The sequence below is a fragment of the Psychrobacter cibarius genome (assembly GCA_030686115.1).
GTDB lineage: Bacteria > Pseudomonadota > Gammaproteobacteria > Pseudomonadales > Moraxellaceae > Psychrobacter > Psychrobacter cibarius_C.
On sequence record CP131612.1, the window covers coordinates 1818955 to 1833184 of the forward strand.

Annotated in this window: 8 protein-coding genes; 5 read left to right on the forward strand and 3 right to left on the reverse strand. The window is 42.6% G+C overall.

Annotated features, from left to right (window positions below; genetic code table 11):
- Window positions 1–81: 81 nt before the first annotated feature.
- The 5 genes from Q6344_07570 to Q6344_07590 all read left to right on the forward strand — a co-directional run bounded on the left by Q6344_07570 (window position 82) and on the right by Q6344_07590 (window position 9920).
- The gene (locus Q6344_07570; GenBank protein WLG12476.1) at window positions 82–975 is read left to right on the forward strand and encodes a 16S rRNA (uracil(1498)-N(3))-methyltransferase; all 894 of its coding nucleotides are present in this window, start codon (window positions 82–84) and stop codon (window positions 973–975) included.
- Between the two features lie 54 nt (window positions 976–1029).
- Window positions 1030–2742, forward strand: coding sequence for a sensor domain-containing phosphodiesterase (locus tag Q6344_07575; protein WLG12477.1), 1713 nt, complete (start codon window positions 1030–1032; stop codon window positions 2740–2742).
- A gap of 393 nt (window positions 2743–3135) precedes the next feature.
- Window positions 3136–4929 (forward strand): acyl-CoA dehydrogenase C-terminal domain-containing protein, encoded by a 1794-nt coding sequence (locus Q6344_07580; protein WLG12478.1) that lies wholly within the window; start codon window positions 3136–3138, stop codon window positions 4927–4929.
- A gap of 320 nt (window positions 4930–5249) precedes the next feature.
- Window positions 5250–7034, forward strand: a complete 1785-nt coding sequence (locus Q6344_07585; protein ID WLG12479.1) for an acyl-CoA dehydrogenase C-terminal domain-containing protein — start codon at window positions 5250–5252, stop codon at window positions 7032–7034.
- A 405-nt stretch (window positions 7035–7439) separates the two neighbouring features.
- On the forward strand, window positions 7440–9920 hold the full coding sequence (locus Q6344_07590) for a site-specific recombinase (GenBank protein WLG12480.1): 2481 nt from the start codon (window positions 7440–7442) through the stop codon (window positions 9918–9920).
- 101 nt (window positions 9921–10021) lie between these two features.
- On the opposite strand, the gene Q6344_07595 is transcribed toward Q6344_07590, so the two are convergent.
- The 3 genes from Q6344_07595 to pdxA all read right to left on the reverse strand — a co-directional run bounded on the left by Q6344_07595 (window position 10022) and on the right by pdxA (window position 13989).
- Window positions 10022–10864 carry a symmetrical bis(5'-nucleosyl)-tetraphosphatase gene (locus Q6344_07595; GenBank protein WLG12481.1) on the reverse strand — a complete coding sequence of 281 codons (843 nt, stop codon included), beginning with the start codon at window positions 10862–10864 and terminating at the stop codon, window positions 10022–10024.
- A gap of 96 nt (window positions 10865–10960) precedes the next feature.
- Entirely contained in the window at window positions 10961–11824 is an 864-nt protein-coding gene (rsmA, locus tag Q6344_07600) for a 16S rRNA (adenine(1518)-N(6)/adenine(1519)-N(6))-dimethyltransferase RsmA (protein WLG12482.1), read from the reverse strand.
- 1076 nt (window positions 11825–12900) lie between these two features.
- A complete protein-coding gene (pdxA, locus tag Q6344_07605) occupies window positions 12901–13989 on the reverse strand; it encodes a 4-hydroxythreonine-4-phosphate dehydrogenase PdxA (GenBank protein ID WLG12483.1) in 1089 nt (362 codons plus the stop codon).
- Window positions 13990–14230: the final 241 nt, after the last annotated feature.

Sequence of the window (14230 nt, forward strand, 5' to 3'; positions counted from 1 at the left end):
AAAGATAATCCCTTTACCCTCTCAAACGATATTCTGCTAAGATATTTGAAAATATTATTCAAACAATAGGACTAAGCAACTGTGCGACGTTTTTTTTATGACACCAGCAATGACATCAGCGATGAAAGAAGCTCACTCCATCCTCAACTTAGCACCTTGGCTATTGGAGATAGTACCGAATTAACAGAGAGTATCGTCCATCATTGGTGCCGTGTATTGCGTGCCAATATTGGCGATCAAGGCATATTATTCGATGGCTTTGGCGGCGAGTATCAGGTGCAGCTACAAGCCATCAGCAAAAAACACGCCACTGTGACATTATTAGCACATGTAGATATTGACCGAAGTGCCGCTGTCTTCACTAAAATCGGTCTAGTGATGAGCCGCGGTGAACGCATGGACTATGCGATTCAAAAATCCACCGAGCTTGGTGTCACTGCCATTCAATTGCTAAGTAGCCATCATGGCGAGGTCAATCTAAAGCCTGCCCAAGTAGAAAAAAAACTGGTACATTGGCAGCAAATTGCCATTGCCGCCTGTGAACAATGCGGTCTTAACCGTCCACCGCTTATTATTGCGCCTGTGTCCATAAATGACTGGTTACAACAATCAGTGACTCACTCTGCCGATGCGCAAATGAACCTTCGCCCTCCTACTACCAGTACTATTGTCACAACCCTTAGCCAAGACCCTTATTATCAAATATTACAACAACCAGCAGATTTGCGTCTGCAACTGAGCGTACCAGCTGCAGGACAACCAGCAATGCCTAAGTCGCTACCAACAGTCTTAACGCAACAGTCTCCTTATATTGAGCTGCTAATAGGCCCTGAAGGTGGTCTGAGTGTTGATGAATGCCAGCAAGCAGCCAAAGCTGGTTTTGAACCTTGGCAAATTGGTCCAAGAATCTTACGCACCGAGACCGCACCCGTGGTGGCGTTGGCGACTCTGCATGCTTTGAGCTATTATGGGTAAATACCCTATGCGTAATCCTAATTGCTGTTCCATTTCGACGTGATGAGTCCAACTATGACTGCTTTCGCCCCTATTTCAATCGCAGACAAGCAGCAACTGCTGGCCGAGTTATGTGAGCAGCTTGATGATGCTATATTCATCTTGGATGCCAATTTACGCTATCTATCGGTCAATGCCAGTTATGAGATTATCATTGGCTACAGTGAGTCATTTTTGCTTGGCAGACCACTTGGTGTTTATGCAGCAGAATTTTTATCAGATGAAGAAAGAGCTGTCTTAGCAGATATCACTGACCATCTAGACTGCAATGGTTTTTATGAAAACGACTTTTCGATGCTGAACCGTTATGGACAAATACTTGACTGTCACATGACTTATCGCAAAATCTGTGTCAATCATAGAACTTACTATATCGGTATGGTGCGTGATATGTCCGCGGTCGTCAAAGATCAAAAGCAAGTGGCTCATTTGCTCAATTATGATCAATTGACTGGGTTACCAAACCGTAAAGTTTTCTTGAGTCAGACCAGCGACCTATTGTTGGACAGTTATCAAGAAGTCGTAATTGTGCGCTTCAATATTGACCGTTATCGCAATCTAGCAAGCTTGCTTGGCCCTGACGGCATCAACACCTTGGTAAAGAACTTTGTCACACGCCTGAAGAACCTCAAGCTCGATAATTTACATTGTTTTTCTCATTTTGGCGGCGATGATTTTGCGTTATTATTTGAATCCAATGACGCTAATATGGTACGTCATCAGCTAGATAGCTTGATGCAAATGTGTGAACGCCCCTTCTCCTTAGATGAAAACACTGCGACAGATGCCAAGATTTATTGTCATATTTCCGTCGGGGTCAGTTACTTTCCCACTAACGACGACGAAGTGACAGGATTATTGACCAAGGCTGAAAAAGCCCTGCATTATGTCAAGCAGCAAGGCGGTGATGACATTTGCTGGTATGATACGGCCATTGACGAAGCCACTGCGGGTAGCTTGCAGTTAGAGACAGAACTTAGAGCCGCCACCACTGAAAATCAGTTTGTTCCTTATTATCAACCAAAGTTTGAGCTGGCTACGGGCATCATTATTGGTTTTGAAGCGCTGGTACGTTGGCAACACCCGACTCGCGGACTGCTAAAGCCGATACATTTTATCAATGCCATTATCACTCATAAACTGTCGTTTGAGTTGTTCTCGCACATGGCGATTCAAATTGCTAAGCAGTTATCGACTTGGCAACAGCAAGGGTTTTGTCAACATATCTGTATCAATGCAGATGCCGCCGAATTTAGCCACCCTGAGTTTTCTGAGATGGTGAGCAGTTTACTGGTGCAACACCATATTTCTGCGCATCAGCTACATATTGAAGTCACTGAATCATCGTTAATTCAGCGTCATGCAAATGTCAAAAAACAGCTTACTTTGCTCAAAGAGCTGGGAATTTGTCTGGCGTTGGATGACTTTGGCACCGGTTATGCCTCTTTGAGTTACTTACAAGAATATCCGTTTGATTTTATTAAAATTGATAAAAGCTTTATATCCAACATCGACACCGATCGTACCCAACATGCCATTGTAAAAGCTATTTTAGACTTGGCAATGGCACTTGATATGCAGGTAGTCGCCGAAGGCATCGAAACCGAACAACAGCGCGATGTGTTGCTAAAAATGGGCTGTCAACAGGGTCAAGGCTATTGGTTTGGCAAACCAGTGCCAGCAGAGGCTGCGACTGAGATGTTGATTCAGCAGTACGCCGCCAAATAAACCCCCTTTAACGGATGTTTATTTATCCAGTATCATTAGTATTTTCATATGCTTATTCGCATGTCCTCTTAACGCCTAACGTCGATTGTATAACCGATGCAAGATAGGTTCATGACTTATCAGTGCTGTCACCAAACTTGTATAATCCCCTCTGAAAGCCTATCTTTTATAGTGAATTTGTTAGAGCTTATTAAGTTTCAAGCTTACTCTGACCATCGCCATTCTTTTCAATACTATTTTATATAGCCGACAACATCGTCAATCTGCATTATTGCCTAGCAATTATATGGGCTCGTTAGATTAATATGGGCTGGACTTGTGCACTAAATAACAGTGCAGTCATGTGCCTACCCTTGATGATGATTGGTTATATTCTCAAAAGGACAGGAAGTTATGCAATACAAAGCGCCCTTACGTGACATTCAATTCGTGATGCATGAGTTACTCGACAGCGAAAGCCATTATAAAACCCTGCCAGCATTCCAAGAAGCGGATCGCGAGCTAATGGACAGCCTGTTTGAAATGGCGGCAAGCTTTGCTGAAAATGAGCTATCACCATTGAATCAAAGTGGTGACGCTGAAGGCTGCCAGTTTAACAATGGTCAAGTCACTACGCCAAAGGGCTTTAAAGAAGCATACAAAGCGTATTGTGAGCTTGGTTTTCCAGCCTTATCTGCTGAAGAAGACTTCGGTGGTCAAAACATGCCGTTTTCATTATCGACCGTCATTAATGAAATGGTTGGTACGGCTAACTGGTCATTCTCTATGTACCCTGGTTTATCGCATGGTGCCATTCAAACCATCGAGCATCACGGTACGGATGAGCAAAAAGACATATATTTAGAAAAAATGATCAGCGGTGAATGGTCAGGCACCATGTGCTTGACTGAAGCACATGCAGGTTCTGATCTGGGTATTATCCGTACCAAAGCTGAGCCTAAAGAAGATGGCAGCTATAGCATCACTGGTCAAAAAATCTTCATTTCAGCGGGTGAGCATGACTTAACGGACAATATCATTCACATTGTCTTGGCTCGTCTACCAGGCGCGCCTGCTGGCACAAAAGGCATCTCACTGTTTATCGTTCCTAAGGTAACGGTCAACGAAGATGGTAGCCTAGGTGAAAACAATAACGTCGTTTGTGGCTCTATCGAACACAAAATGGGTATCAAAGCCTCAGCCACTTGCGTGATGAACTTTGATGGCGCAACGGGTTATCTGATTGGCCCTGAAAACCGTGGTCTACAATGCATGTTTACCTTTATGAACGTGGCGCGTATTGGTACCGCAGTGCAAGGTTTAACCGCAGCAGAATATGCGTTCCAAGGCTCATTGACTTATGCCAAAGATCGTCTAGCGATGCGTTCATTATCTGGTGTTAAAGCCCCTGAAAAAGCAGCTGACCCTATCATCGTTCATCCAGCGGTTCGTAACATGCTGTTGACTGAAAAAGCCTTTGCTGAAGGTGGTCGTGCTTTAGTCTATTACCTCTCACATTTTGCCGATACCGTCGCAAAAGGCGAAGGCGATGCGCTTAAATTTGCTGATCAAATGTTGTCACTATTGACACCTATTGCTAAAGCTTTCTTGACTGAAACGGGTCTAGAAGCGGCTAACCATGGCGTACAGGTTTATGGTGGTCATGGCTTTATCAGCGAATGGGGCATGGAGCAAAACGTGCGTGATACGCGTATTGCTTGCTTATACGAAGGTACTACTGAAATCCAAGCACTCGATCTACTAGGTCGTAAAGTATTGGGCTCACAAGGCAAACTGCTTGCAAACTTTGTTAAAATCATTCAGACATTCTGTGAAGAAAATAAAGAAAACGACGAGATGGGTCAGTTTATTCGCCCACTTGCCAAACACCTTAAAGAATGGGGTGATTTGACTGCACGCATCGGCATGCAAGCCACTGAAAACCCAGATGCAGTTGGCGGCGCTGCGGTTGATTACATGTATTTCAGCGGTTATGTAACGCTAGCCTACTTATGGGCACGCATGGCATTAGTAGCACAAACTGAACTTGCTAACGGTACTAGCGAACAAGCCTTCTACGACGCGAAAGTAAAAACCGCGCAGTTCTACTTTGCTAAGCTATTGCCACGTACCACCACTCACGTACAGCGTATCAGCACTGGTGTTGAACCATACATGAGCATGGACGTTGATCAGTTCGCTTTTTAATTAGACGTTAAATACTGCTAATACTGTATTTTTATCGGCAACATACTCAGGTGTGTTGCCGATTTTCTTAGCGCTATTAAAATTAATAACGAGTAGAGTCAACACTGTCAAAAAACCTAACCTTTTGTAAAAACCTATTCTTATTTTTATAAAGGCTATCCTTTATCAATACTTTTGGTGTACGCACAATTCACGAAGAAACACACCCGTGCGCAAGCTTATTTGCTAAACTTTGATTATTAACCGCTAAGGTTAGACCAAAAGAACAATTGATATCTTTAACAACTTTAATTTTATTTATTTGAACCAAAGGAATGTTTATGGCTGTTTATAATGCCCCTCTGAATGACATGCGCTTTATCTTAAATGATGTATTTAACGCGCCTAAATTTTGGCAAAACAACGAAAACTTAGCTCATGTCGACATGGAAACCGTCGATATGATTTTGGAAGAAATGGCAAAACTGTCAAAAAACATTCTCTTGCCAATCAACCGCAGCGGCGATGAAGAAGGCGCAACCTTTGAAGGTAATGGCGTCGTCACGACTCCTACTGGATTTAAAGAAGCGTATAAACAGTATGCTGAATCAGGCTGGGTTGGCTTAAGCGGTAACGCTGAATACGGTGGTCAAGGTTTCCCAAAAATGGTGACTATGCTGACTGAAGAGATGGTATTCACTGCCAACCAATCATTTGCGCTATATCCAAACCTAACCGTTGGTGCAACGCTTTGCCTAAACGCAGCGGCGTCTGAAGAACAAAAGCAAACTTACCTAGAAAAAATGTACAACGGCGAGTGGGCGGGCACCATGTGCTTGACAGAGCCACATGCTGGTACTGACTTAGGTATCATCAAAACAAAAGCTATCCCTAATGATGACGGTAGCTATGATATCTCTGGTACCAAAATCTTTATCACTGGCGGCGAGCATGACTTAACCGAAAATATCATTCATTTGGTATTGGCAAAAACCCCTAACGCGCCAGAAGGCTCAAAAGGTATTTCACTATTTGTCGTACCAAAATTTTTGGTCAATGCAGATGGCAGCTTAGGCGAGCGTAACACCCTAGCAGTCGGCTCTATCGAGCATAAAATGGGTATCAAAGCCTCAGCCACTTGTGTCATGAACTTTGACAGCGCTAAAGGCTGGATGGTTGGTGCCGAAAACACGGGTCTGTCATCAATGTTCATTATGATGAACTATGAGCGTGTCACTATGGGTCTGCAAGGCCTTGGTGGTTCTGAGCTTGCTTATCAGAATGCGGCGTTATATGCCAATGACCGTGGTCAAGGTCGTAGCGATACTCAGCTACAAAGTCCAGAAAAACCAGCCGATGCCATCATTCATCATGCCGATGTGCGCCGTATGCTATTAAATGCCAAAGCCAATACCGAAGCCTCACGTTGCTTTGCGATGTACGTGGCTAAAAATCTTGATGAAGAGAAATTTAGTACTGATCCAGAGGCTGCGCAAGCTGCTGCCGCACGTGTTGCTCTATTGACGCCAGTGGCTAAAGCGTTCTTGACTGATAAAGCATTAGAAGCCACCATTGATTGCCAGCAAGTATTCGGTGGCCATGGCTACATCCGCGAATGGAGTATGGAGCAAATCGTTCGTGATACCCGTATTGCGCAGATTTATGAAGGTACCAACGGTATTCAAGCACTTGACTTACTGGGTCGTAAAGTGGCGAAAAATAACGGCAAATACGTTACCCATTTCTTAGGTGAAATTCGTGATTTCGTCAATAACATGCAAGCGGATCATGGCATCAAACAAGCAACGCTAGATGCTGCCGACACGATTGAAGCATTGACAAACACTGTGCTTAGCAACATTAGCGAGCGTAAAAACGAAGTCAATGGCTGTGCCGTTGACTACATGCATGCCTTTGGTTACCTCGCTTATTCGTATATGTTTGCGTTGATGGTAGAAGCCGCTAACGGTAAAGAAGGTGAGTTTTATACCAATAAAGCCAAGCTTGCCGATTATTTCGTCGGGCGTATTTTGCCACGCATTGATGCTCATGCACAAATGGTTCAAGCTGGTAGTGATCCAATGATGAACTTTGATCTTAGCTACTTTGATGTACCTGCTAGCTAATTTCTTACTTTTATAATAAAGTAAGCCATACCGCACTACGATAAGGGGACAGTCACGCTACTGTCCCTTTTTTTGCCAAAAATATCATCACAGTGATGGTTTCCACAATCGATATAATGAGCGCCACAAAATAACTGCTAACAAAATAATTAACCGCTCAGGCATTGTTACGATTAAAATAACGCAAAGTCACAACATTAAGATTGCTACAAATATCTTTAATGCCGAAACCAATAAGCTCTGAACCAATGACTTCCAAATTAGTGAGCTGCAAATTAGAAACCTAACCATCAATAGTGGTAGATATCGCGACATTGATAACCAATATAGCCATTCAAAGCGCTTATATCTTTGCTCATACTCAATAATAACAATGACTGAAATAACCACCACAAGGGATGCAATGTGTCAGAAATAAAACACATTTTACAACAAATTACAGCCTTAAGTGATGTGCCAGATCCTGCGGTACTCAAGCGCTTAATCGATGAGCTACGAGTGAGTGATAAAGAGCCCACGTTAGCCAATCAAAACATTCAAGAGCTGGTTGATATTTTACGTCAACATCCAGAATATGCAGATGGACTGTCAAGTTTCGTCTTGAAACTGATTATTGAATATCGCCAAATTGCTTTATATACCGATACCGGCATCATGTCGGATCAGGGCTTTTTTAATAGTCTACGTCGCCTTATCGGACACCGTTTTTTACCGCTATTGCCACAAGAAGATTCTGTCGTAGAATTGGTCGGTTATTTATTTGATAAACGCTCTGATGAGCGCTGGCTTGCCAATATTAAAAAAGACAAATGGGATGAACTGGTTGAGCTACTCAAAGTCGATGAGCAGCATTTAAACTTAGTTGCGACAGCAAAAAACAGTATTTTGAACGCGATTATCATTTTGTCATACCGTATCAGCGGTATTGGCTTGCATCCAGATTTGATGGAATTTTATCCGCAAATGCTGAATTATTCAGCGTCATTTGTGGCACAAAATCAAGAGGCGGTCTTATACGTCAATCAGTACCGAGAAGCGCATGAGCTTGATACTTTAACGGATATTACGCCCGAAAAAGCAGTAGATCCTGCGCCGTTACTGGTCATGATTGAACAATGCGAAGATATCGTTGCCACCATACGCAAGCGCATCTATAAAACGGGAATCTCTATTCGCCTGACCAACATGATGCTGCGTTTAGACCAAAGCTTGCAGCGTATGCGCATCCTAACTGAACTGGTAGCAGATAATTATGATAAGCGTGATCAGGCGCTCATTGAGTTGATTCAAGCGCTGATTACCACTGCGAGCCGCCGTTATAGTATTGGATACTTAATTGATAATAATACCAAGCTGCTGTCGCGCAAAGTCACTGAAAATGCCAGCCGTGTGGGTGAACATTATATTAGTACCGATAAATCGGGCTACCAAAAAATGTTCAAGAAAGCCTCTATTGGTGGTTTTATTATTGCTTTTATGGCAACGCTTAAGATATTAGCCTATAACCTAGCCCTTGCACCGATGGGACGCGCCTTTGTAAATAGTATGATTTATGGATTGGGTTTTGTTTTTATCCATATCGTTCATGGTACGGTTGCTACCAAACAGCCTGCTATGACGGCGGCGGCTATTGCCTCTACTATCTCGGACGGTTCTGGTAAAAAGTCACACCAGTTAAATAAACTATCAGAATTGGTGGTCGATATTTTACGTACTCAGTTTGTGGCGATTATGGGTAATATTATGCTAGCGATACCAGTCGCTCTGATTATCTCTTTTGCATGGCTACAATATACTGGTGCGCCGATGATCAATACCGACAAGGCTGCACACTTACTGCATGATCTTGACCCCTTTCATTCACTGGCACTACCCCATGCGGCAATCGCTGGTGTGTATTTATTTTTATCGGGTCTTATTGCTGGTTACTACGATAACTTGGCGGTCTATAACCAAATCGGTGCCCGTATTCAGCGCCACAAACTACTTCAATACCTACTACCAAAAAGTTGGTTACAGCGTTTAGGCGGTTTTATAGAAGCCAACCTTGGCGCCATTATGGGCAATTTTTTGTTCGGGGTGTTCTTAGGTAGTACTGCAACAATTGGCTATTTATTTGGCCTACCGATTGATATTCGCCACATTGCGTTTGCCTCGGCGAATTTGGCGCATGGACTGTTTAATATATCTGCCAACCAGTGGGATTGGCAGATTGTGTTTATTTCTATTTTAGGCGTTGCCCTTATCGGCATGGTGAACCTCATGGTCAGCTTTTCGCTCGCCTTATTTGTGGCACTGCGCTCTAAAGAAGTCAAATTCATGGAGTGGAGTCGTTTAACCAAGCAGCTTTTCAGCCATATGCTGACCCATCCTTCAGACTTTTTCTGGCCACGTGATAAGCCAATGAAGTATGCTCGTATCGACAGCCAAGGACATATGATTTTTGACGATACCAGCGCTCATAAAGGGGGACAAACTATTCCCAATAATTATGTAGTGCGCCGTTTGTCTGACGTAAAAATCCTACCTAAATCCAAGCAAAAAAGCATGCAAAATGAACAGGCTATCACAGACATAGATTACGATAATAACATCTCAAATGCTGACACTGACGCTGCGCTAAAAAGCCGGGAAACACACAGCACCACCAATCATATCAGTACCAAAAAAACCATTGAACTCGATGATGGGCTGATAGATGAGGAGCTCAATAGCGTTCCTTATAGTAGTGATATTCAATATGATAAAGCGCATAACGCCTTTACTGAGGGTAATGAGACGACTGCCCATCCTGAAAGCGATAACAGCAACCCTGAAAATAAGGCCACGGGCGATGCTAAAACCTCACTACCTAAACCCAAAAAACCACCAAACCTACCCAGCTAATGGGAAGGTTCGGTGGTTTAATAAATCGTTTGGATAAGTAAAATAGTTGCGGCGTGACCTCATTTTAAAAACGGAGATAGAAATGAGCCCATGCCCTAATATTATGTATCTGGCTGTAAGCAGTGCGCACTTGACCTGATGATTTTTTCATCACTCAAGCGATACGCCAATAGATCATTTCCCCAAACACAGCCGCCGTCAAGTGCACGCGCATGCGGTAAGTCTACCTCACCTTTCAGCGCTGCCCAGTGCCCAAATAATACCTTGCGAGTCCGCGGTACTTGCCATTCAAACCAAGGCAAAAAACCCTCTGGCATAGACGCTTCTAACCCTGCTGCAAAGCTAAATTCTAACGTGCCATCTAGTTTGCACAGCCTCATACGAGTGAAATAATTGGCAATTGCACGCATTTTGGTAAAGCCATTAATATCTGGATGCCAGTCATTAGCAGTCTTACTATATAAATGTGGCAATAAACGATCCAGCTGTTTTAAACTACTTTGCAGTTGTGACTCTAATTGCTGCGCGTGATTTGCGGCCGCCTCAACCGTCCAATGCGGTGGAATGCCAGCATGAACCAATACCGTCTGCTCATCAGGATAAACCAATAATGGCTGATCACGTAACCATTCAAGCAATTCATCGCAGTCATCGGCAGCAAAAATAGGCGTTGTCTGATCCTTTTTTTTAATCTTTACCGCACCGCGCCAGACAGCGATCAAATTGATATCATGATTGCCGAGTACTGTCGCGGCTGCCCCTTGCTCGCAAAGTGCTTTGACATGACGCAAGGTACTTAACGAGTCTTCACCACGTGCCACCAAGTCCCCTGCAAACCATAGCTTGTCTTGTGCAGGATCAAAATCCAATATTTCAAGTAAATGAAGGTACGCCGCATAGCAACCTTGCAGGTCACCGATGACATACTGATGGCGAAAGCTCATAAATCCTCAGTGTTTTTACGTGATATTTTTATGTGAAAGTTTTATGTCGTCATTTCCATATAAATGTCTTTGACGACCAATCAGCAGTAACTCGATTTAAACCTCTACTTTACGCGCTTGATTACTCAAATTCACAAAATCCTTCACACTTAAGACTTCAGGACGTGCTTGTGGGTCGATGCTACACGCTGCAAAATCTTCTTCGCTCAGTGTCGGTAGCAACGTTGATTTTTTAAAGATGGCACGTAGCGTCTTACGACGATGGTTAAAGGTTTCACGTACCACAAGCGCGAAATACTCTTCGTCCTCTGCGACGACTGGCTTAATGATATGCGGCGTCAAACGAAAAACCGCACTGGTTACTTTTGGTGGCGGATTAAAAGCACCACGTGGTACGGTCAGTAGATAATCGGTATGGCAGTGATACTGCATAATGACAGATAGGCGACCATAAGTTTTGCTACCGACATCCGCCGTAATACGCTCGACCACTTCTTTTTGCAGCATAAAGTGCATGTCTTGAATCACATCGGCATAGCTGAGCAAATGAAACAAAATAGGCGTAGAGATATTATACGGTAGATTACCGACTACCCGGAGCTTACCACGCTCATCGCTATACAGCTCGCGATAGTCGACATGCATGGCATTGTCTTTGATGATCGTAAAGTTTCGATGGCTGTTGGCACCGATACGAATACGCAGGCTATCTGCCAAATCACGATCCAGCTCGACCACAGTCATCGCATCCACTTCTGCCAATAATGGCTCAGTCAGTGCGCCCATCCCTGGCCCAATCTCAATCAAATTGTCATCGCGCTCTAAGCGAATGCTCTCAACAATCTCACGGATGACACTGCGATCATGTAAGAAGTTTTGACCAAAGCGCTTACGCGGTTGGTGTTTGGCAGCGCGTAGGCTGTTGGTAATAGACTGAGCATCAAACGAAATTTTGGACATAAAAAGGTCTTAATCGATAAAAGATAAATGGGCTATAGCGCTATGGCAGCAATATACTGGTTTTATAGGCGCTTTTATTGGCTCGTTTTGTAATACGAAATTATACCACAGCTCGTAAATTTGCTGTATTTTTGAGACATTTTATCGATAAACTGCTCATACCTTAGCATAATCGAAACAGCGAATTTTTTGCTCAGAACTATTTACTGTAACGTTTATTTATGGAAATAGGCATGATTCCCTAGTGAGGACTTGAACCTCCGGCTGTAAGCTGATGATATCAGCGGTTTGATTACTTGAAATATTCGGAGTGTACTTCATGATGTGCTTGCTACGAAAGTGGTAGCAAAAAACAAAGAAGCCTGCTCATAGTAAGCTGACTTCTGGGTAAAACAATTGCGTGATAAACCCTCATTATGAAAATTTATTTATGGCGTATTTAGTTGATGGTAATTAAGCTTCAACAACAATTACTTCACCATTGATAAAGTCCTCTATACTTATTATATGACTACTTCATTATTTCGTTTATTTTTAGGTGTTTATTGATGTAGCTCAGAATATCACTAACACTTTGGTCTAAACTTTCACAAGAAGAATTGTATTCGTTCCAAATCCAAGTTGGTTCAAATTTAATAGTCTGATCAATTGTTGTATATTTAATTGGCATTTTTTTCGCAGCTTCAGTAAGAACTTCACCTATAAGAGTTAAGTTACTTCTGTTTATCTCTATTACTTTATGAATTTTCTCTACTTATAACTTGAATATCTCAGTTTTTATTGGAGAAAATAGTGTTTTCCGAGCTTGAAGATAAGACAATATGCCAATTATACTTACAACTAAAAAGAAGCCAATATTAAAAATATTTTTCCATTCTTCTAATCCCAGATTTCTCATATCTATCCTTAGTCAATATAAATTATCAATAAGATATAACTGCAAAATAAGTAATGAGTATTAGTTAGCTAACATTAAGTAGACCCTGTTTGATAATTCATAAATAGCCATTACTCACACTAAAGTTACCCAATACTGCGTGATAAATGTCGCTAAGGTACCGGCTTATGCAAGAGGTCTATTTAATAAGCGATTTATCTGCCATCTCGTTTGCCATTTTTAATGCTTGATACAAGCTAGTGGCACTAGCATTGCCGCGCCCCGCTAAATCAAGCGCCGTACCGTGATCAACCGAGGTGCGGATATACGGCAGTCCTAAAGTAAGATTGACGGTATCACCAAAACCGTGTGACTTGAGCACTGGTAACCCCTGATCATGATACATAGCAATCACCGCATCACAGTTGGCTAGATGTCTGGGTGTAAATAACGTATCCGCTGGCATCGCCTCTGATATATCGACGCCTGCTTTGATAAACTCTTGCAAGACTGGATTAATAATATCAATCTCCTCCATACCCAGATGTCCGCCTTCACCTGCATGCGGATTGAGACCGCAGACCAATATACGCGGCTGGGTTAAGCCAAATTTTGCTTTCATCTCATCGACGACAATTTGTACGGTCTGGCGTACATTGTCAGACGTGATTGCAGCAGGGATATCTTTTAGCGGTAAATGAGTGGTGACAAGCGCGACTTTCATGGCTTGATTGGCGAGCATCATAACCACTTTATCACAGCCACTTTGCTGCATAAAAAACTCTGTATGACCACTAAACATCGTGCCATCTAATAGCTTAATACTGGCTTCTATCAATGCAGACTTTTGCAATGGTCCAGTGACGATAGCCGCCACTGTTTTATTGGTTGCCAACTGATGGGCAATGTCTAACTGCTTAGCAACCATTGCCGAATTGCGCGTGTTAATTTCTCCGCAGACAACTGGCTCAGCACAAGATATATTAAGCAGAATAAAAGAACTATCCACGTCAGTATCTGGCTGCGATATCTGCTCTACAACGTTAAAATTAAAGTCATCGGCATCGATATCAATAGTTTGCCAGATGGGAAGGTTTTTCAATATATCAGCTGCAACCAACTCATCTGCGCGCTTTGTCATAGCAGTGCTATCGGCAGTGACCCAAATTGGGCGTTCAAAATCTTGCAATTTACCCTCAGCCGCTAATAGCAGCACGATATCCATTCCAATACCAGCAGGCTCACCAGTTGTGATTAATAATGGCAATTTTTTTTGTATATCTTGCATCGTAACTACGCCTTTATATTTATATTGAGTCGTGAATTTTATTGTATTTTTTATGGGAAAAATAAGTACTGACACTTATATTATATAGATGATTTTTTACTTATTACAACCGTCATCTAGAATAGATAGTTGCCTATCGGTGCCGAAAAAAGCCTATTATGTGTTAAACTTTCGCTTTTCATTATAGCATTTACCGGTCAACACAGAGATCAGGTTTTGGTACTTCAACTATAGTGGCACG

Bases quoted from the DNA above. Each gene is read 5' to 3' on its own strand.
- pdxA (WLG12483.1), bottom strand. From the start codon at position 13,989: ATGCAAGATATACAAAAAAAATTGCCATTATTAATCACAACTGGTGAG.
- Q6344_07595 (WLG12481.1), bottom strand. From the start codon at position 10,864: ATGAGCTTTCGCCATCAGTATGTCATCGGTGACCTGCAAGGTTGCTAT.
- Q6344_07575 (WLG12477.1), top strand. From the start codon at position 1,030: ATGACTGCTTTCGCCCCTATTTCAATCGCAGACAAGCAGCAACTGCTG.
- Q6344_07580 (WLG12478.1), top strand. From the start codon at position 3,136: ATGCAATACAAAGCGCCCTTACGTGACATTCAATTCGTGATGCATGAG.
- rsmA (WLG12482.1), bottom strand. From the start codon at position 11,824: ATGTCCAAAATTTCGTTTGATGCTCAGTCTATTACCAACAGCCTACGC.
- Q6344_07585 (WLG12479.1), top strand. From the start codon at position 5,250: ATGGCTGTTTATAATGCCCCTCTGAATGACATGCGCTTTATCTTAAAT.